Origin of the sequence: Leisingera sp. JC1, assembly GCF_001679925.1 — a bacterium.
Taxonomy (GTDB): domain Bacteria; phylum Pseudomonadota; class Alphaproteobacteria; order Rhodobacterales; family Rhodobacteraceae; genus Leisingera.
On the sequence record NZ_LYUZ01000103.1, the window covers coordinates 187891 to 206996 of the forward strand.

23 protein-coding genes are annotated in these 19106 nt (G+C 57.8%); 15 read left to right on the forward strand and 8 right to left on the reverse strand.

Features of this window, described 5'->3' with window-relative positions:
- Window positions 1-54 precede the first annotated feature (54 nt).
- The 3 genes from trxA to A9D60_RS16830 all read left to right on the forward strand — a co-directional run bounded on the left by trxA (window position 55) and on the right by A9D60_RS16830 (window position 1236).
- The gene (gene trxA, locus A9D60_RS16820; protein WP_065268641.1) at window positions 55-375 is read left to right on the forward strand and encodes a thioredoxin; all 321 of its coding nucleotides are present in this window, start codon (window positions 55-57) and stop codon (window positions 373-375) included.
- Window positions 376-526: 151 nt separating this feature from the next.
- Window positions 527-874, forward strand: coding sequence for a Lin0512 family protein (locus tag A9D60_RS16825; RefSeq protein WP_039147543.1), 348 nt, complete (start codon window positions 527-529; stop codon window positions 872-874).
- Window positions 871-1236 (forward strand): Lin0512 family protein, encoded by a 366-nt coding sequence (locus tag A9D60_RS16830; RefSeq protein WP_065268642.1) that lies wholly within the window; start codon window positions 871-873, stop codon window positions 1234-1236. Before A9D60_RS16825 ends, A9D60_RS16830 begins: the two co-directional genes overlap by 4 nt.
- Window positions 1237-1295: 59 nt before the next feature.
- Here the strand turns inward: A9D60_RS16830 and A9D60_RS16835 are convergent, their stop codons facing one another.
- Window positions 1296-1487, reverse strand: coding sequence for a DUF1127 domain-containing protein (locus A9D60_RS16835; protein ID WP_065268643.1), 192 nt, complete (start codon window positions 1485-1487; stop codon window positions 1296-1298).
- A 232-nt stretch (window positions 1488-1719) separates the two neighbouring features.
- On the opposite strand from A9D60_RS16835, the gene hslV reads away from it, so the two are divergent.
- The 4 genes from hslV (at window position 1720) to A9D60_RS16855 (ending at window position 5879) form a co-directional block, all read left to right on the forward strand.
- Window positions 1720-2283 carry an ATP-dependent protease subunit HslV gene (gene hslV / locus A9D60_RS16840; protein ID WP_065268644.1) on the forward strand — a complete coding sequence of 188 codons (564 nt, stop codon included), beginning with the start codon at window positions 1720-1722 and terminating at the stop codon, window positions 2281-2283.
- A 1-nt stretch (window position 2284) separates the two neighbouring features.
- The gene (locus A9D60_RS16845; RefSeq protein ID WP_065268645.1) at window positions 2285-3355 is read left to right on the forward strand and encodes a hypothetical protein; all 1071 of its coding nucleotides are present in this window, start codon (window positions 2285-2287) and stop codon (window positions 3353-3355) included.
- 13 nt (window positions 3356-3368) lie between these two features.
- A complete protein-coding gene (gene hslU, locus A9D60_RS16850; protein ID WP_065268646.1) occupies window positions 3369-4682 on the forward strand; it encodes an ATP-dependent protease ATPase subunit HslU in 1314 nt (437 codons plus the stop codon).
- 81 nt (window positions 4683-4763) lie between these two features.
- Window positions 4764-5879: an alpha/beta hydrolase gene (locus tag A9D60_RS16855; protein ID WP_065268647.1), complete on the forward strand. Its 1116-nt coding sequence runs from the start codon at window positions 4764-4766 to the stop codon at window positions 5877-5879.
- Between the two features lie 6 nt (window positions 5880-5885).
- Here the strand turns inward: A9D60_RS16855 and A9D60_RS16860 are convergent, their stop codons facing one another.
- From A9D60_RS16860 to A9D60_RS16870, 3 genes are read right to left on the reverse strand one after another with little or no spacing between them, the layout of a single operon-like run.
- A complete protein-coding gene (locus A9D60_RS16860; RefSeq protein WP_065268648.1) occupies window positions 5886-6473 on the reverse strand; it encodes a Smr/MutS family protein in 588 nt (195 codons plus the stop codon).
- A complete protein-coding gene (mltA, locus tag A9D60_RS16865; protein WP_065268649.1) occupies window positions 6474-7526 on the reverse strand; it encodes a murein transglycosylase A in 1053 nt (350 codons plus the stop codon).
- Entirely contained in the window at window positions 7523-8179 is a 657-nt protein-coding gene (locus A9D60_RS16870; protein WP_065268650.1) for a Tim44/TimA family putative adaptor protein, read from the reverse strand. The genes mltA and A9D60_RS16870 overlap by 4 nt, the downstream gene beginning before the upstream one ends.
- 114 nt (window positions 8180-8293) lie before the next feature.
- On the opposite strand from A9D60_RS16870, the gene A9D60_RS16875 reads away from it, so the two are divergent.
- Window positions 8294-8794 carry an FxsA family protein gene (locus A9D60_RS16875; RefSeq protein ID WP_065268651.1) on the forward strand — a complete coding sequence of 167 codons (501 nt, stop codon included), beginning with the start codon at window positions 8294-8296 and terminating at the stop codon, window positions 8792-8794.
- 55 nt (window positions 8795-8849) lie between these two features.
- A complete protein-coding gene (gene secB, locus A9D60_RS16880; protein ID WP_019295322.1) occupies window positions 8850-9338 on the forward strand; it encodes a protein-export chaperone SecB in 489 nt (162 codons plus the stop codon).
- A gap of 72 nt (window positions 9339-9410) precedes the next feature.
- Here the strand turns inward: secB and dnaQ are convergent, their stop codons facing one another.
- Genes dnaQ through A9D60_RS16900 form a run of 4 tightly spaced genes read right to left on the reverse strand, consistent with a single transcriptional unit; the run spans window position 9411 to window position 12151 of the window.
- Window positions 9411-10139, reverse strand: a complete 729-nt coding sequence (dnaQ, locus tag A9D60_RS16885) for a DNA polymerase III subunit epsilon (RefSeq protein ID WP_065268652.1) — start codon at window positions 10137-10139, stop codon at window positions 9411-9413.
- On the reverse strand, window positions 10132-10725 hold the full coding sequence (gene coaE / locus A9D60_RS16890) for a dephospho-CoA kinase (RefSeq protein WP_065268653.1): 594 nt from the start codon (window positions 10723-10725) through the stop codon (window positions 10132-10134). The genes dnaQ and coaE overlap by 8 nt, the downstream gene beginning before the upstream one ends.
- On the reverse strand, window positions 10722-11555 hold the full coding sequence (locus tag A9D60_RS16895) for a shikimate dehydrogenase (RefSeq protein ID WP_065268654.1): 834 nt from the start codon (window positions 11553-11555) through the stop codon (window positions 10722-10724). The genes coaE and A9D60_RS16895 overlap by 4 nt, the downstream gene beginning before the upstream one ends.
- Entirely contained in the window at window positions 11552-12151 is a 600-nt protein-coding gene (locus tag A9D60_RS16900; protein WP_065268655.1) for a Maf family protein, read from the reverse strand. The genes A9D60_RS16895 and A9D60_RS16900 overlap by 4 nt, the downstream gene beginning before the upstream one ends.
- Window positions 12152-12561: 410 nt before the next feature.
- Between A9D60_RS16900 and A9D60_RS16905 the strand changes: the two genes are divergently transcribed.
- The 6 genes from A9D60_RS16905 (at window position 12562) to A9D60_RS16930 (ending at window position 19083) form a co-directional block, all read left to right on the forward strand.
- Complete coding sequence (locus tag A9D60_RS16905) at window positions 12562-13017, forward strand: CopD family protein (RefSeq protein WP_065268656.1); 456 nt, start codon at window positions 12562-12564, stop codon at window positions 13015-13017.
- A gap of 173 nt (window positions 13018-13190) precedes the next feature.
- Window positions 13191-14462 carry a transcription termination factor Rho gene (rho, locus tag A9D60_RS16910; RefSeq protein WP_065268657.1) on the forward strand — a complete coding sequence of 424 codons (1272 nt, stop codon included), beginning with the start codon at window positions 13191-13193 and terminating at the stop codon, window positions 14460-14462.
- Between the two features lie 30 nt (window positions 14463-14492).
- On the forward strand, window positions 14493-15779 hold the full coding sequence (gene mnmE, locus A9D60_RS16915; RefSeq protein ID WP_065268658.1) for a tRNA uridine-5-carboxymethylaminomethyl(34) synthesis GTPase MnmE: 1287 nt from the start codon (window positions 14493-14495) through the stop codon (window positions 15777-15779).
- Between the two features lie 13 nt (window positions 15780-15792).
- Window positions 15793-17667, forward strand: a complete 1875-nt coding sequence (mnmG, locus tag A9D60_RS16920; protein WP_065268691.1) for a tRNA uridine-5-carboxymethylaminomethyl(34) synthesis enzyme MnmG — start codon at window positions 15793-15795, stop codon at window positions 17665-17667.
- The gene (gene rsmG / locus A9D60_RS16925) at window positions 17664-18281 is read left to right on the forward strand and encodes a 16S rRNA (guanine(527)-N(7))-methyltransferase RsmG (RefSeq protein ID WP_065268659.1); all 618 of its coding nucleotides are present in this window, start codon (window positions 17664-17666) and stop codon (window positions 18279-18281) included. The genes mnmG and rsmG overlap by 4 nt, the downstream gene beginning before the upstream one ends.
- Window positions 18274-19083, forward strand: coding sequence for a ParA family protein (locus A9D60_RS16930; protein WP_065268660.1), 810 nt, complete (start codon window positions 18274-18276; stop codon window positions 19081-19083). The genes rsmG and A9D60_RS16930 overlap by 8 nt, the downstream gene beginning before the upstream one ends.
- Window positions 19084-19106 lie beyond the last annotated feature (23 nt).

Below are 19106 nucleotides of genomic sequence, written 5' to 3' on the forward strand. Positions count from 1 at the left end.
TAAGCCGTACATAGGTTCCAACTCCAGTTGCCACACACTCATGGAGACATGCATATGTCCACCGTAGCCGTCACCGACGCCACCTTTGACACCGAAGTCAAGAACTCCGATATCCCCGTTGTGGTGGATTTCTGGGCCGAGTGGTGCGGTCCCTGCAAACAGATTGGCCCGGCTCTGGAAGAGCTTGCCGCAGAATTCGGCGGCAAGGTGAAAATCGCCAAGGTCGACGTTGACAGCAACCCGAACTCCGCCGCTGCCATGGGCGTGCGCGGCATTCCGGCGTTGTTCATCTTCAAGGACGGCCAGGTGATCTCCAACCGTGCCGGCGCCGCCCCCAAGGCCGCGCTGCAGAGCTGGATCGAAGAGTCGATCTGAGCCGGATCCAAACCGGATTTCCTAGGGCTGTCCCCACGGGGACGGCCCTTTTTTGTTTTGAGCGCTGGCGTACCGGCTGGCGGCAAACTGGCACTGTCCTTTGAGCTGATACCCTGCGACGGTTCGCCTTGAGACAGGTAAAGGAGGCAAAATGGCCAAGACACGGGTACTGGTGGAATTCGGCATGGGCACGTCGCTGAGGCGCGAGGACTATACTGAAGCCGCTCGCCGGGCGATCAAGGACGCGCTGTGGCACAACTCCGTCAATATGGCGGAACTGTTTGATTTCCGTAAGGAAGACATGATCATCGACGCGGAGATCGGTGTGCAGAAACCAGAAGCGGTAGACAGGGACGCACTGCTGGAGATTTTTCCCTACGGCCAGCCCAGCATCCGGGTTGTGGAAGGCGGGCTCAACATTGAAAAACCGCAGGGCGGATGCACGGTGATAGCCAATGCGGCTGTGGTGGTTTCCTTTGACATGGAGACGGTGGAATGAGCGAGAAACGCATCATCCTGGAAATGGGCACCGGCAACGACCTTTACGGCCAGGATTACACCAAGGCGGCGCGGCGCGCGGTGCAGGACGCACTGCATCATTCGTCGATCACCCTGTTTTCCAAGCTTGGCATCGATCACAGCGAAATGCGTGTTGACGTGACCATCGGGGTGCAGCGGCCGGAGGCGGTGGATTGCGATCTGGTAGCGCAGGATCTGCCGCGGGGCAGGGCCAGTGTGCGGGCGGTCAACGGCGGGCTGGATGTGGAGGATGCAGAAGCCGGCAGCCGCCATGTTGTGGCCACCGCAGCAATTGAGGCCTGGCTGCCGGATCAGGCCGGGAAATACAAAATAGCCAACTAAAAATGAACAAAGCCGCCCGTTTCAGGGCGGCTCATTCCAAGTCTTCGACCATTTTAGTCTCAGATCTTGGCGATGTCAGCACGGCTCATGCCGATGTCGTCCAGCTGTGCGTCGGTCAGCCGTTCCAGAGCCTTGCGGGTCTCGCGGGCTTCATACCACTCAATGATGGAGCTTTTCACGCTGGTCATAGCGTCGACCACGCGGAGAACGGTGACTGCTCCGAGCGGCGCATGAATGTTTGCGGTCGTCATTTGCGCATATCCTTCTAAGAAACAGCCGACCCTGTGCCGGTTGTGAGCCCCATGTAGGATGAGCAGCTGAGTCCCGCAATTGCCGGTTCGACAGCCCCGCCTTGCACTTTCTGCATAGCAGCGAGACCCTTTGCAACCATTGCGCTGCGGCTGCAATGCCCGTGATCCGGGCCGCTCCCTTGTGCCGGCGGGGGGATGGTTCCATATAGGGGGCAACTAAACGGAGGCATAAATGGCAGACGATCAATTCCCCGGCTGGCACGGCACCACCATCATCGGCGTCAAGAAGGGCGGGCAGGTGGTCATCGCCGGCGACGGCCAAGTGTCGCTGGGGCAGACAGTGATCAAGGGCACCGCCCGCAAAGTGCGCCGCCTGTCGCCCGGCGGTTTTGATGTGGTGGCAGGTTTTGCCGGCTCGACCGCGGATGCTTTCACCCTGCTGGAGCGTCTTGAAGCCAAGCTGGAAGCAACCCCGGGCCAGCTGGCCCGCGCCAGTGTGGAGCTGGCCAAGGACTGGCGCACCGACAAGTACCTGCAGAAGCTGGAGGCGATGCTGATCGTCACCGACGGCACCGATATGTTTGTGATCACCGGCGCCGGCGATGTTCTGGAGCCTGAGCATGACGTGGCAGCCATCGGTTCTGGCGGCAATTTTGCCCTGGCAGCGGCCCGCGGCATGATGGACAGCGAGAAATCCGCAGAATCCGTAGCCCGCGACGCCATGGCCATCGCCGCCGATATCTGCGTCTACACCAATGGAAACCTGACCGTCGAAACCATTGGAAAGGAAGGCTGACGTGGGCAGGGTCAACCAGGATGATCTGCGCGCCGCCGTTGGCTCAGGCCTGCTAAGCGAAGCTCAGGCGGCCTCGCTGCTGGCATTGGCTGACAGCCGCCGGGGCGCCAGGGAAAACCTGGCTCCGGGCGATGAACCCTTTGAACTTTTTAAAGGGTTCAACGAGATTTTCATCGTCATCGGCCTGTTGATCCTGACCTCCGGCTGGATGGCTTTTACAGCTGTCGATCTGGCAGGCTCGCTGGGCGGCTATCAGCAGAAGGCGGTCTACTCTTCCATCGCTGGAGCCGCAGTTCTGTGGCTGCTGTCCGAATACTTCATCCGCCGCCGCCGCATGGTTGCACCCGCCATTGCTCTGTCGCTGCTGTGGGCCGGTAACGCAGGCACCGGGTTCACAGCGCATTTCTCGCAACCCTTCATGATCGCCCAGAACGACTTCTCCAGTCTGCCGCTGCCTGTTGCAGCTGCAACCGCTACAATCGCAATGTTCTGGATGCGCTTCCGGGTCCCCTTTGCCATGGCATTGATTGCTTTGGGGGTCTTTGCGGTTGCACTGCTGTCAGGCGCCATACGGGCCGGCACCCCTGCAGGAATAAGCGACCTGTTCCTGCTGTCAGCCAGTGGCCCCTTTGCCTGGATCACCCTGGCTGTCGGGTGCTGCGTTTTCGCGGTTGCGATGGTTTTCGATCTCAGCGATCCGCACCGGGTGACGCGGCGGTCGGCCCAGGGGTTCTGGCTGCATGTCGTTGCCGCGCCAGCCCTGGTCAACACCATTGCTCTCAGCCTTCTGGACAGTGGAACTTCCAATTCAAACTTTCTCTTGTTTGCCGTCCTTGTGCTGTTTGCCCTCATCGCAATCATCATCGACCGCCGGTCCTTCCTCATTGCCGCCATCGGCTACAGCGTCACCCTGGCCGGCACCGTGTTCAACGGCGAAGGCACCGCCGTCACCATACTGGCGCTTGGTGTGTTTCTGGTTGCCCTCGGCGCCTTCTGGAGCCGCATCCGAGCGGTCCTGCTTACCCCCTTGTCCGGTGTGCTGCCACTTGACCGGCTGCCGCCCTCACACTGAAACGGAAAGACCCATGACTGATCTGACCCCGCGCGAAATCGTTTCCGAGCTGGACCGCTTCATTATCGGCCAAAAGGAAGCCAAACGGGCCGTGGCAGTAGCACTGCGCAGCCGCTGGCGGCGCAAACAGCTGTCCGACGACCTGCGCGACGAGGTGTACCCCAAGAACATCCTGATGATCGGCCCCACCGGCGTCGGCAAAACCGAGATTTCCCGCCGTCTGGCCAAGTTGGCCCGTGCGCCTTTCATCAAGGTGGAAGCCACCAAGTTCACCGAGGTCGGCTATGTCGGCAGGGACGTGGAGCAGATCATCCGCGATCTGGTGGACAGCGCCATTGCCCAAACCCGCGAGTACATGCGCGAAGACGTAAAGGCCAACGCCCACAAGGCCGCAGAGGACCGGGTGGTGGAAGCCATCGCCGGCAGTGATGCCCGTGAAGCCACCCGCGAGATGTTTCGCAAGAAGCTGAAGGCGGGCGAACTGGACGACACGGTGATCGAGCTGGATGTGGCCGACACCTCCAACCCGATGGGCAACATGTTTGAAATCCCCGGCCAGCCCGGCGGCGGCAACATGGGGATGCTGAATCTGGGCGATCTGTTCGGTAAGGCGATGGGCGGGCGCACCACCCGCAAGAAGATGACCGTTGCCGAAAGCTATGAGGTGCTGATCAGCGAGGAAGCAGACAAGCTGCTGGATGACGAAACCGTCACCCGCACCGCGCTGGAGTCGGTGGAGCAGAACGGCATCGTCTTCCTGGACGAGATCGACAAGGTTTGCGCGCGCCAGGAAACCCGCGGCGGTGACGTCAGCCGGGAAGGCGTGCAGCGCGACCTGCTGCCGCTGATCGAAGGCACCACCGTCAGCACCAAGCACGGGCCGGTCAAGACGGACCACATCCTGTTCATTGCTTCCGGTGCCTTCCACATTGCCAAACCATCGGATCTGCTGCCGGAACTTCAGGGCCGCCTTCCGATCCGGGTGAACCTGCGGGCGCTGACCGAGAAGGACTTTGTCCGCATCCTCACCGAGACCGACAACGCGCTGACGCGCCAGTACACCGCGCTGATGGGGACCGAGGAAGTTGAAGTGACTTTCACAGAGGACGGTATCGCTGCGCTGGCCAAAATTGCGGCCGAAGTGAACCAGACTGTAGAGAACATCGGTGCCCGCCGGCTTTATACCGTGATGGAACGGGTCTTCGAAGAACTCTCCTTTACGGCACCAGACCGATCCGGTGAAGCTGTCACGGTTGACGCAGCTTTTGTGACGAAAAACCTGGGCGAGCTTGGCCGGTCTGCGGATGTCAGCCGTTACGTGCTGTAAACCGCCATCACAAGGTACAGCTACTGGACAATGGCGGCAGGTCGGATAGCCTGCCGCCATTTGAAATTGGGGACTGGCACAATGCAGGTTCTGCGCACGGTTTGCGTTTTTCTATTGATTGGGCTGGCAGGCTGTACGGACAGATCCTACTCACCTACAGTCCCCGAAGCCTTGAACGTTGGCAAACCCGCAACTGTCTTTGCAGCCACTAACCGGGAATCGTTGCCCGATGGCACATTCGGGTCTGAGAGAACCGACGGTATTAGCCTGCTGGAACTCACAGTTTCAATTCCGCCCGAACATAAACCTGGCTCATTGAAATTCGGTTATGCAAACCCGGACCCCTCGGCTGAGTTCACTATGGCGGGACGCAGGAAATTCCAAACGGAAGCAGCTTTTTCGTCTAGGCTTCGCCAAGAGCTGGCCAAGTTTCCTGCCAACGAGAGGGACGTGACCGTTTTTGTGCACGGCTTCAATTCTACTCAGGCGGAAACTGCATTCAGGGCCGCCCAGCTGACACATGACCTTAATGTTCCCGGCGCAACTGTCATCTATTCCTGGCCCAGCAAGGGCAAGGCACTTGGCTATGCCTATGACGGCGACAGCGTTCTGTTTGCACGTGACGGACTGGAGACGCTGCTGCGTAAGCTGCGCACGTCCGGCGCCGGCCGGGTTGTCGTCGTGGCACATTCCATGGGCGGGCTGCTGACCATGGAGACTCTTCGGCAGATTGAAATCAAGTCGCCAGGATGGACCGCCCGCAACCTGGGCGGCGTGGTGCTGATGTCACCGGATCTGGACGTGGATGTATTCAAATCGCAAATGACCCGCTTTGCCGAAGTCCCGCAGCCGTTTGCGATCTTTGTTTCGCAAAAGGACAATATCCTGACCCTGTCGCAGAGACTGCGCGGATTGGATGGGCGTGCAAGGCTTGGCAACATCAACAATGCCGAGGAGATCAGTGATTTGCCGGTGGAAGTTATTGATACTACAGCCTTTGCAGATGAGGCGGAATCACAGCATTTTGTTGCCGCCACATCACCGGCGCTGCTGGCACTGCTGAACGGTGCGAGGGAGACGGCACAGAGCTTTGAACACAGTCAGGACCGGCTGCGCAGGATTTTGCCCGGCCAGATCGTTATCCGGGACAACGCAGTTGAAATCGCCCTGGAAGGTCCCCCGTCAGACAATAGGTGACGGCCCTTAACGGCTGCGCCTGAGATAGACATAATAGGCACCTTCTCCGCCATGGCTGATATGCGCCGGCGTGACCTGCAGGACCGCCTGTGCCAAGGGCGGTAGGGCCAGCCATTGCGGCACCTTGTGACGCAGCACACCGCGCGGCACCGGCATCGGGCCCGGCTCATCCCGGTCCTTTCCCTTGCCGGTTACCACCAGAACCAGCCGCTTGCCCGACGCCTGGGCCGACAAGATAAAGCGCGTGAGAGCAGGATGCGCAGTGTCGATCCGCATGCCATGCAGATCCAGCTTGCCTTCGGGCCTGATCTTGCCGCGTTTCATGCGGCGGAAGGCCTTTTCGTCCATTTGCAGCGTATCATTGGAAAGGCTGCGGGCAATCGAAGGTTTCAGATTGTGTTTGAGGGGTTTCGCCTTGGCCCGGCTGCCAATCTCAAATGCCTCCAAGCGCGGCTCCGGCTGCTTAACCGGTTTTGGTTTGGGCATCGGCGAGGCTGGCGGTGAGGAATGGGCACCCGGATGCAAACGCTCTGTGTGCTTCACGACCTTGTGCCAAAGGTCGATTTCATCTCCTGTCAGTTTGCGCCGTGTCATTCAAATGTCTTCCGGCAGCATCGCATAGGCCCGCTGAATCGGCAGCAGCACCACCATTCGGCCCGGGTCTTTCATTGTTCCGGCGGTCTCGCCCGCTGCATCACCTGTTCCGACAAAAATGTCGGCCCGCTGCGCCCCCTTGATGGCAGAGCCGGTGTCCTGGGCCACCATCAGCCGCCGCAATGGCATATGCCCGTCCTTCTCCAACCAAACCGGTGCGCCCAGAGGAGTGTAAGCCGGATCAGCGGCAATGGTGCGCATGGGTGTCACCGAACGGTTCATCGCCCCGAGCGGACCCTTGGAGGCCGCCACTTTGCGCACCTCGCGGAAAAACACATAAGACGGGTTGTGGAACAGCAGCTCCTTGCCGTCCGCCGGGTTGCGCCGCACCCAGGACTTGATCACCTGTGCACTGACCTGATGGGCGCTGTAGACACCGCGGCGCACCAGCTCTTTGCCAATGGATTTGTAGGGGTGGCCGTTGGCGCCCCCATACCCCACGCGAATGGTTGACCCGTCCGGCAGGCGGATCCTGCCGGAGCCTTGAATCTGCAAGAAGAACAATTCCACCGGGTCATCGACCCACGCGATTTCCAGCCCGCGGTCCTGCATCACGTCGCTGGTCAGGATATCCCGGCGCGGCAGCCACAGATCAGTTGAACGCGCCTCTGGCGGCATCTTGTAGACTGGGTAGAGAAACCGGCCCGTAGGGTAACGTGAACCTGCCAGTTCCGGTTCAAAATAGCCGGTGAACAGGGCGGGGTTGCCGTCCTCGATCAGCACCGGACGGAAAAACAGCTCGAAAAACGCGCGGGCGCCATCAGGTGACTGGAAGCGAGCGGCCTTGCACAGTGCTGCCCAATCCGGATCCTTGAGATCCTGGCAGGTTTCCAGAAAAACCTCCAGCGCGGCTGCGTGATCGTCCTGTGCCCAGCCGTCCAACTGGGTGAATTCCAGAATGCTGGACACAGTTTCAGATTGCGCCCCGGAGGCGGTCATCGCGGCACCTGCAATTGCAACTGCCCCAAGTGCCCCCCGAAGCGCCGCAATCATGCGTCCGTCGCAACAAGCTGCCAGTTGGGATCATCACTGCCCATGTTGCGGGCAAAAATCCAAGTGTCTTTCTGGCGTTTCACGGCCTTGGGATCGCCCTCAACGATGTCGCCGCCACGGTCACGAACAACGGAAGTCAGCTCACCCACAAAACGCATGGTAATCTCCGCGCGGCCCGACTGAGCATCAAATTGCGCGTTAGCCAGAGTGGTTTCACGGACACCGATGAATTCAGCTTCGATCTTGTACCCTTGGTCCTCGCGATGTGCGACGGCTTCAACAAAGCTGTCGAACACATCTTCTGCCAGGAACGGCTGGATGTCGTCCAGATTGCCGTGCTCAAAACCCATCAGGATCATCTCATAAGCGCCGCGGGCACCTTGAACGAAATCCTGCACCTGAAACGACGGTTCAACACGTTTCATCGCAGCCAAGGCCTGGGCTTGCGGGCTATCCTCTGCCACGTAATCGGTTATATCGCGGTCCGGGCCGCCTTCGATCACTTCCAGATCCGGGCGGCGGCTTTTGGCTTCGGATTTCGGCAGCGGCGGTTTTTCAAACCCTTCGCGTGTTCCCAGTACGCTTTTCAAGCGCAGGATCAGAAACACAGCAATACCGGCCAGAACCAAAAGCTGAATCACAGGCGACTCCATGGATACCTCATGCTAGGCGTTCGTGCTTTGTTTGAAACCAAAGCGATCAGACCTTATGTAGGTGACGGGCGGGAGCAAGTCTACCGCCCGGACGTATGATCGCAAGGAAACCCCATGTATCTCTTCCTGGCCTTTCTGATGGTTCCCATCATTGAAATTGCATTGTTTATTCAGGTTGGCGGTGCCATCGGCCTTTGGCCGACCCTGGCCATCGTGGTAATGACCGCCGTGCTGGGCACGTGGCTGGTGAAGACCCAGGGACGGATGGCAATGGGGCAGCTGCGGTCATCCTTTCAGCAATTGTCCGATCCGGCTGAACCGCTGGCGCATGGAGCAATGATCCTGTTTGCAGGCGCTTTGCTGCTGACCCCCGGCTTCTTTACCGATGCTGCTGGATTTGCCCTTCTGATGCCGCCTGTGCGGCTGGCGGTCTACCGCTATCTGCGCGCCCGTATCACTGTGACACAGTTCCAGATGGGGCCCGGTAGCATGCAGGGCCGCCACTATCCCGGCGCCGCCGGCAGGCCGGATGATGTTATCGATGGCGATTATGAAGATGTGACGCCAGGGCAGCGGACCAGCGGCCCGTCAGGCTGGGTTGATGGCCCCCGTTGAGCTGGCCGGACCAAGCTGTTAAGCACGGTCCAAAGCATATTTCAGGAGTATCCCGATGGCCGAAAACGGCGAAGCCCAGCAGCAGCCGCAAGTCCAGATGAACGTTCTGGCACAGTTCATCCGCGACATGTCGTTCGAGAACGTGATGGCGCAAAAAGGCACCGGCGGCGAGGTTCAGCCCGACGTCAGCGTGCAGGTTAACCTGGATGCGAAAAAGCGCTCGACTGAGAACCAGTACGAGGTGATCACCAAGCTGACGGTCGAGTCCAAGAACAAGGAAGGCGGCAACGTCCTGTTCGTGCTGGAGCTGGAATATGTTGGCGTCTTCAACATCGTCGGCGTGCCGGAAGACCAGCTGCACCCGTTCCTGCTGATCGAATGCCCGCGCATGACCTTCCCGTTCCTTCGCCGCATCGTGTCCGATGTGACACGCGACGGCGGCTTCCCGCCGCTGAACCTGGACAACATCGACTTTGTCGGGATCTACCGCAACGAACTAGCGCGCCGCCAGCAAGAAGCGGCTGCCGCCGAACCCACACAGTAAAGTCTTCGGTCTATGAAGCAGAAAACGCCGCTGGTCTCAGCGGCGTTTTTTTCGTTTCCAACCAATTTAGAGTCAGGTGGCCTTCCACAAGGCATCTTCTCCCATTTTCCCGACAAAGGCCTCATGTGCCGCCAATTCATCGGCCGTGATCCGCGGAGGAAGCGGAGATTGCCGCGGGGCAGGGCGCCAGTCGTCCTCTGCTTTCGCAGTAGCGGAAGAGCTGGCTTGCGTGGAAAGACCAAAATCCGGCTGCCGGCCGCCAATCAGCTCCAGGTAGACGTCTGCAAGAATTTCAGAGTCGAGAAGCGCCCCGTGCAGGGTCCGGTTGGAATTGTCGATGTTGAAACGGCGGCACAACGCATCCAGAGTTGCCGGAGAGCCCGGAAACCGCTGGCGCGCCATGGCCAGCGTGTCAACCGCCTGATCCATCGGCAGCTTGGGCAGCCCCATCCAGTCGAGTTCCGCATTCAGGAACTTCATGTCAAAGCTGGCGTTATGAATAACCAGTTTGGAATCCTGCACAAAATCCAGAAACTTCTTGCCCACCTTGGCAAAGACCGGTTTGTCCCGCAGCGTCACCGCGCCGGGTTCCGGTTTCTGCGGTGGTTCCAGCAGGTCTGGACCGATGCCATGGACCGAGAACGCCTCTGCCGGCATTGATCGTTCCGGGTTGATGTAAACGTGAAACGTTTCCCCGGTCGGCATGTGATTGAACAGCTCCACCGCGCCGATCTCGACGATCCGGTCCCCTGAAAACGGATCAAATCCGGTGGTTTCGGTATCGAGAACGATTTCACGCATGGTCCAGCTTGCTCCTGATATCTGAGAGGATTTCTGCAACCTGCGCGGCAGCATGGTCGAGTGTGTCTGTCTCGATCACATAGTCGGCGCGGGCCATCTTTTCCTCAATCGGCATCTGTTTCTGCAAGATATGCCGGAATTGCTCAACCGTCATCGAGCCACGGGCAAGAACCCGCTCTTGCTGAGTCTGTGCATCCACAGTCACGCAAGCCACCGCGTCCATTTCCGCATTGCCCCCGGTCTCAAACAGAAGCGGGATGTCGAACACCAGAATATCGGTTTGCGCCGCCGCCCGGAACGCCGCCCGGTCCTGCGCGACCAGCGGATGCACAATTGCCTCAATACGTGTCAGCGCTTCCGGCTCACTGCCGATAATCCGTTTCAGCACCGCGCGGCTGACCTCGCCTTTCTCTACAGCTTCAGGAAAGGCAGCCTGCATAGGCTTAACGGCAGCGCCCCCCTTGCCATAAAGCCGGTGAACCGCTGCATCCGCATCCCAGACCGCGCAGCCCTGCGCCGCGAACAGCTGGGCCGTGGTGCTTTTCCCCATGCCGATGGAACCGGTGAGGCCAAGGCTGAATCTCATCCGAGCACCGCATCCCGCGTGGCAGCGTCAACTTCAGGACGGTGGCCGAACCAGCGCTCAAACCCCGGCACCGCCTGGTGCAAAAGCATGCCTAGTCCGTCGACCACAGTGCAGCCCGCGTCCTCTGCCGTTTGCAAAAGATCGGTTTTCAGAGGCGCATAGATAAGATCGGTCACTACTGCGCTGGGTTGCAAGCCATCAAACGGCACCCGCAGACGCGGTTTGCCCACCATGCCAAGCGAGGTGGTGTTCACGATCAGCGCGCCTTCTTCTATGATGTTGCCTGCCTGAAGCCACTCCACCACTTTTACTCGGCTTCCGAAATCCTTCTGCAGCTGATCTGCGCGATCCCGGGTGCGGTTGCTTAGCAGGATTTCCGGGACGCCTGCTTCCATCAGCGACGCAACAACCGCCCGGCAAGCACCTCCAGCCCCTAATACAACCGCAGGTCCGGATTGAGGATTCCAATCCGGCGCCCCCTGATGCAGGTTCGTAATAAACCCGTAACCATCTGTGTTGTCTGCCATGATAGTGCCGTCAGAGCGGAAAGTCAGCGTATTGGCTGCACCGATCAGCCGAGCCCGGTCCGTCACCTTGTCGGCGATCGCCATCACTGCTTCCTTGTGCGGGATGGTGACATTTGCCCCGACAAACCCCATTTTCGGCATAACCCGAAGGGTTTCGGCAAGGTCTTCCGGCTCTACATGTATGGGAACGTAGTGACCGGAAATACCATGCGTCTTCAGCCAGTGACCGTGGAGTTGAGGCGACTTAGAATGCGCCACCGGACTGCCGATCACGCCGGCAAGCGGGATTCTTGCGTCTGTCATTGCTCGATCACCCCCTGAAGTCCCAAGTAACTGATAAGCTCCATCAGCGGTAGTCCCAAGACATTAAAGTAGCTGCCCTCGATGCTGGCAAACAACCGCACGCCTTCCTCCTCCAACTTGTACGCACCGACCGCGTAGCGGATGCTGTCCCAGTTCCGGCTGACATAACTTTCCAGATAGCTGTCACTGCATTTGCGCATCACCAGCCGGACTTGCCCGACATGACGCCAGAGCGGTTTTCCATCACGGTAGATAACCGCGGCAGACAAGAGCATGTGACGTTTCCCGCGCATGTCCTTCAACTGGCGCAATGCTTCCTCGGAGCTGGCAGGTTTGGATAGGATACGACCTTCGAAATCAAGAACTTGATCACATCCCAGCACCAGTTTTTCTGGGTGCTTTCCGCTGATCTTGCGTGCTTTCGCCTCTGCCAGCGCATCGGCAATGTCCCGCGGCGGGGCTTGTTCAGCCAGCAACGCCAGCTTGATCGTCTCCTCATCCAGACGCGGCACGTCATGCTCGAACTCTATACCTGCCTGACGCAACAAATGCGCCCGGATTTCGGAACCGGAAGCCAGCACAATGTGGGCAGTCATGTGGAAAACCCCGTGGGAAAGACGCAGATCGTTTCAGGACGTTTTGTATGGTTTTCCGCGGTTAAGTAAAGTCTCCAGGGGTTGACGCAAATCTCAGGATTCTGCCGGCTGAGTCGTCCTTTGTGAGTCAGGATAACTTTGAGATCGTGGATATGCCGGCTCTCCCCGGTTCATCCCGCTGTTATCCCCAAGGCAAGAAAGGTAAACCGATCCTTAACAAGCCATATTTTATAGGCGTTAAGGAATTTTCCACGACTCCTGTCCCATGCACGCTGGAATCTTATCCCTGCTGGGGATAAGCGGAGGAAGATTCACTTATCCACTGGAATCCACGCACACTACAAAAACATCATCCTTCTAATAATTCTTTAATTATTAGGGTGGTCCTATCTGACCGGGGAGAACAGCCCATGGACCTGAGCGACCTGATGTTCACGCTCTACCCATATGCCAAGTCACTGCACATCATGGCCGTGCTTAGCTGGATGGCGGGTCTCTTCTATCTCCCGCGTTTGTTCGTGTATCATGTGGAGCAGGCTGAGAATGTGCAGGAAGCCATTCCGATCTTCCTGCAGATGGAAGAGAAGCTTCTCAGGATCATCATGCGCCCAGCCATGTACGTTTCCTGGGCGGCAGGACTGTTCATTGTGCTGACACCCGGCACTGTTGACTGGAGCTACGTCTGGCCGTGGACCAAGGGTGCATCGGTGATCGGTATGACCTGGTTCCATCACTGGTTGCTGCTTCGCTACCGGGATTTCCAAGAAGGCCGGAATGAACTGACAGGACGGCAGTTCAGGATGATGAATGAGGTGCCAACTGTGCTTATGGTGGTGATCGTGGTCTCGGTGATCTTCAAATTTTAACACAGCGGCGCTGGAACACGGCTTGCAGCGGCGGAACGCTTGCAGCCGGCGTTTGACTCATCTGAAACGAGTCCCTATGTATGGCTCTCAGCGGGCCCGTCCGGGCAGCCGTGTTTTCCAATCCTGTCGTGTGACCGACCCCCGGGTAAGCGGGGAGTAGAGGCCGTATCTATATGACCGTGCAATCCCTGAATCTGTCCGATCTCAAGGCGAAGAGCCCCAAAGCGCTGCTGGCAATGGCCGAGGAGCTGGAGATCGAAAACGCCTCGACCATGCGCAAGGGCGAGATGATGTTCCAGATCCTGCGGGAACGCGCGGATGAAGGCTGGGACATTGGCGGCGATGGCGTGCTGGAAGTGCTGCAGGACGGTTTCGGTTTCCTGCGCTCGCCTGAGGCAAACTATTTGCCGGGTCCGGACGACATTTATGTGTCTCCCGAAATGATCCGCCAGTATTCCCTGCGCACCGGCGACACAGTCGAAGGCCAGATAAAGGCGCCTCTGGAGACGGAGCGGTATTTCGCGCTGACCAACGTCACCAAGATCAACTTCGAGGAACCGGAAAAGGCCCGTCACAAGATTGCATTCGACAACCTGACGCCGCTTTACCCTGATGAGCGCCTGAAGATGGAAATCGAAGACCCGACCATCAAGGACCGCTCTGCCCGCGTGATCGACCTGGTTGCACCCATCGGCAAGGGCCAGCGTTCGCTGATCGTGGCGCCGCCGCGCACCGGTAAAACGGTGATCCTGCAGAACATCGCGCATTCGATCGAAAAGAACCACCCGGAGTGCTATCTGATCGTTCTGCTGATCGATGAACGCCCCGAAGAGGTGACGGACATGCAGCGCTCCGTGAAAGGGGAGGTTGTCTCCTCCACCTTCGACGAGCCGGCGACACGCCACGTTGCGGTCTCCGAGATGGTTATCGAAAAGGCCAAACGCCTGGTGGAACATAAACGAGATGTTGTGATTCTTCTCGACTCCATCACAAGACTTGGTAGAGCTTTCAACACTGTCGTCCCGTCCTCGGGTAAAGTTCTGACCGGTGGCGTCGATGCAAACGCCCTGCAGCGCCCGAAACGCTTCTTTGGTGCTGCGCGCAATATCGAGGAAGGCGGCTCGCTGACCATCATCGCCACTGCGCTGATCGACACCGGCTCACGCATGGATGAAGTGATCTTTGAAGAATTCAAGGGCACCGGTAACTCGGAAATCGTGCTGGACCGCAAGATTGCCGACAAACGTGTGTTCCCGGCGATCGACATCCTCAAATCCGGCACCCGGAAAGAGGATCTTCTGGTTGATAAGGGTGACCTGGCAAAGACCTTCGTGCTTCGCCGGATCCTTAACCCGATGGGCACCACCGACGCCATCGAGTTCTTGCTATCCAAGCTTAAGCAAACCAAGTCGAATTCTGAGTTCTTCGACTCGATGAACACCTGATCCGGGCCGGCAAGAGAGAAGGGCCACCCCATGGACACGATCTTTGCGCTGGCCTCCGCCCAAGGAAAGGCCGGGGTTGCGGTGATCCGCGTCTCCGGTCCGTTGGCGCTTGAGGCTGGCGCGAAGCTTTGCGGCGGCGACTTGCCGACGCGGCGCGCCAGCCTGCGTGTTTTGCGGGACGAATCAGGTGAACGGCTGGATGAAGCGCTGGTGCTGACTTTTTCTGCGCCCAAAAGCTTCACAGGTGAAAATACCGTTGAATTTCAAACACATGGAAGCACTGCAGTTGTTGCTTCGGTGCTTGAGTCGCTGGGGCAGATCAATGGTTTGAGAATGGCCGAACCCGGTGAGTTCACCCGTAGGGCACTGGAAAACGGCAATCTTGACCTGGCTCAGGTTGAAGGCTTGGCAGATCTGATCGACGCGGAAACCGAAGCGCAGCGTAAACAAGCGCAAGTGATTCTGGCTGGCGGGTTGGGCGAACTGGCCGAGAAATGGCGCGCAAACCTGATCCGGGCTGCGTCACTGATTGAGGTTACGATCGATTTCGCCGACGAAGAAGTGCCGGTTGATGTCACGCCCGAAGTTGCCGCACTATTAGCGGATGTCCAGGCCGGTCTGGAGCAGGAGACCGCCGGCGTCAAAATTGCTGAACGGATCCGCAGCGGTTTTGAGGTGGCCATCATCGGTGCACCGAACGTTGGGAAGTCTACGCTGCTGAATGCGCTTGCCGGCCGCGAAGCCGCCATCACATCCGAATATGCTGGCACCACCCGTGATATTATAGAAGTCCGGATGGATCTTGCCGGCCTGCCGGTTACTCTGCTGGACACCGCCGGCCTGCGCGATACTGAAGACCATGTTGAAGGGATTGGCATTGCCTTGGCGCGCAAGCGGGCGGAAGATGCGGACCTTCGCGTTTTTCTCGCCGACGATGATGAGGTCCTTGATGTTGAAATGCGGGCCGGCGACATTCGTTTGCGCCCAAAGGCTGATCTAAGGGATGATGCCGGCGATGCAATTTCCGGCCGGTCCGGGCAGGGGATAGACCGTCTTGTCGGACATGTTGCGGAAGTTTTGCGCGGCCGATCAGCACAGGCTGGGATTGCGACCCGCGCTCGGCACCGGGATGCGATGCTATCGGCCCTTGTATCGCTTAAAGAAGCCCAGGATATCCTGCAGCGAGGTCCTGAGTTTTATGATATAGCTGCTGAGGAAATGCGGTCTTCTATCCGGGCACTGGAAATGCTTGTTGGCCGGATCGGGGTTGAAAATCTCTTGGATGAGATTTTCTCCAGTTTTTGTCTGGGAAAGTGAAGGAGTGTTTCACGTGAAACATTCATCGTATGACGTGATCGTGGTCGGCGGCGGCCACGCCGGCACCGAAGCTGCCCATGCCTCAGCACGGATGGGCGCTTCAACCGCATTGGTAACTCTGGACCGTAGTGGAATCGGGGTGATGTCATGCAACCCAGCTATTGGAGGTTTAGGGAAGGGTCACCTTGTTCGGGAAATTGACGCGATGGATGGCGTCATGGGGAAGGTCGCTGATCTGGCAGGTATTCAATTCCGCTTGCTGAACCGCCGGAAGGGGCCCGCTGTACAAGGGCCGCGTGCCCAATCAGATCGCAGTATCTATCGGCAGGAGATGCTTCGACTGACAGAAGCACAGGAAAACCTGGATATCGTTGAAGGTGAAGTGACAGACTTTCTGATGTCCGGCCAAACTGTGGCCGGCGTGATCCTCGGCGACGGAAGCGAGATCCCGGCGAAGTCAGTGGTTCTAACTTCGGGCACCTTTCTTCGCGGTGTAATACATATCGGTGATGTCTCGAAACCCGGCGGCCGGATGGGGGACAAGCCATCGGTTAAACTGGCGGAGCGTCTTGATAGCTTCGAGCTGCCTCTTGGCCGTCTGAAGACAGGCACGCCGCCCCGATTGGATGGGAGAACCATAAACTGGGACACCTTGGATGCACAGCCAGGTGATGATGACCCTGTCTTCTTTTCCTTTCTTACAAAGGCGCTGAATGCAAGGCAGGTTTCCTGCGGTATTACCCATACGAACTCTAAGACTCACGATATCATTCGCCAGAACCTGGACCGCTCTGCAATGTACGGCGGGCATATTGAAGGTGTAGGCCCACGATATTGCCCCTCGATCGAAGACAAAATCGTTCGGTTTGCAGACAAGGAATCACACCAGATTTTCCTCGAACCGGAAGGTGTTACCGACCAAACGGTTTACCCTAACGGCATTTCTACTAGCCTGCCATTGGACGTTCAGGAGGATTATGTCCGCTCAATCGTTGGTCTCGAACGGGCTGTTATTCTCCAGCCGGGATACGCCATTGAGTATGATTATGTGGACCCGCGCGCGCTTCAGCTTGATCTGTCCCTGAAGGAGGTGCCAGGCCTTTATCTTGCAGGTCAAATAAACGGCACAACCGGCTATGAGGAAGCGGCCGCACAGGGGCTTGTCGCGGGATTGAATGCGGCGCGCCGGGCCATGGGTGACGAGGCCGTGAATTTCAGCCGGTCCAGCAGCTATATTGGCGTAATGATTGACGATCTGACGACAAACGGAGTCACTGAGCCCTACCGGATGTTCACATCCAGAGCCGAATTCAGACTGTCTTTACGGGCCGACAACGCAGACCAAAGACTTACACCGCTTGCAATCGAATTGGGATGCGTTGGTGAAGTGCGCCGCACTGCATTCGAGAGTAAATGCGAAAAGCTGGTTTCGGCTCGTCAACTGCTTGAAGCGCATAGCTACACGCCCAAGCAAGTCGCGTCTGCCGGGATCAGGGTTAACCAGGATGGTAATAAACGGACTGGTCTGGATGTTCTTGCCTTTCCGGATGTCAGTTTCGAGGATGTGATTCAGCTGATGCCTGACTTGGAGGAGGTGGATCAAGAGATCCGGCGGCAAATGGAACGGGACGCGTTGTATGCCAATTACATCGCGCGCCAAGAGCGGGAGATTTCCGCTATGAAGCGGGATGAAGGTCACTCAATTCCAGCTACCTTCGACTATGAGGGTATTGAGGGGCTGTCTAAGGAACTTCAGCAAAAGTTGAAGCGCGCCAGTCCGGAAACACTGGCTCAGGCAGCTCGTATTGATGGTATGACGCCGGCCGCGCTTGCTCTGATTCTCGCAAGGGTTCGCAAAGACAGGGTGCGACGGGAGAAAACTGCATGAGCAGTAAAGACCTTTTCGGTACGCTCAATGTTTCACGTGAAACAATGCAGCGCCTGGAAATCTTCGATACGGTCATTCGAAAGTGGAATCCAAAGATCAACTTGGTCTCCCGTTCCAGTTTGGATCAGCTTTGGACGCGTCATATAGCGGATTCGGTCCAAGTCTTCCGTTGTGTCGAAACACCGGGTCATTGGGTTGATATCGGCAGCGGCGGAGGGTTCCCAGGACTTATCGTGGCAATCCTGGCGGCGGACGAGGTACCGCAAATGAGAATTACGCTGATCGAGAGTGATCAGCGGAAATCTGCGTTTCTGCGTACAGCGGCAAGAGAGTGCGGGGCATCACTTACAGTGATAAGTGATAGGATTGAACAGGTTGAGCCCCAAAAGGCGAATGTGCTTTCTGCCAGGGCGCTGGCCAGCTTGGATGATCTTCTCGGTTTTGCAGAGCATCATCTGACAGCGGATGGTGTTGCTGTTTTCCCGAAAGGGGAGAACTGGAAAAAAGAAGTGGATAACGCGCGGCAGCGATGGCGGTTTGAGATGGAAACCGCTAGAAGTTTGACTGAGCCAGAAGCAGTAATCCTGAAGATCAGGGGAGTGGAACGTGTCTGATTTTTCCCGCCCGGAGGGGCCTCGTATCATCGCGGTCGCAAATCAGAAAGGCGGGGTAGGGAAGACAACAACAGCCATCAATCTCGCGGCGGCTTTGGTGGAGTGTGGCCTTCGAGTGCTGGTCGTTGACCTGGATCCGCAAGGGAATGCCTCAACCGGGCTTGGTATTGAACCCTCCGACCGGGATCTGACCACCTATGATCTACTGGTGGAGGATGCATCCCTGGCTGATGTCATCCGGCAAACCGAGATTGAGGATCTGTGCATAATTCCTGCAACCGTTGACCTGAGTTCTGCGGATATCGAGTTGTTCACCAATGAAAAGCGCAGCTTTCTTTTGCACGACGCGCTCCGCCAAATTGCAATGGACGAGTATGACTGGGACTATGTTCTGATTGATTGTCCGCCTTCTTTGAATCTTCTGACAGTCAATGCAATGGTCGCAGCACATTCTGTCTTGGTTCCATTGCAAAGCGAGTTTTTTGCGCTGGAAGGGGTGACACAGTTGATGCTGACGATTCGTGAAGTGCGTCAGTCTGCGAATCCCAACCTGCGGATTGAGGGGATCGTTCTGACCATGTTTGATCGGCGAAACAACTTGTCTCAGCAGGTCGAACAGGACGCACGCGACAATCTGGGTGATCTCGTGTTCCAAACGAAGATACCACGCAACGTGCGTGTGAGTGAGGCACCGTCTTACGCTCAGCCGGTTTTGAACTATGACAGCAACTCCCAGGGTGCACAGGCTTATCGCGCACTGGCAGAAGAAATCCTGAATAAGCATCACAAGATAGCGGCGTAAATGCAGAATACGAACCGGAGGCA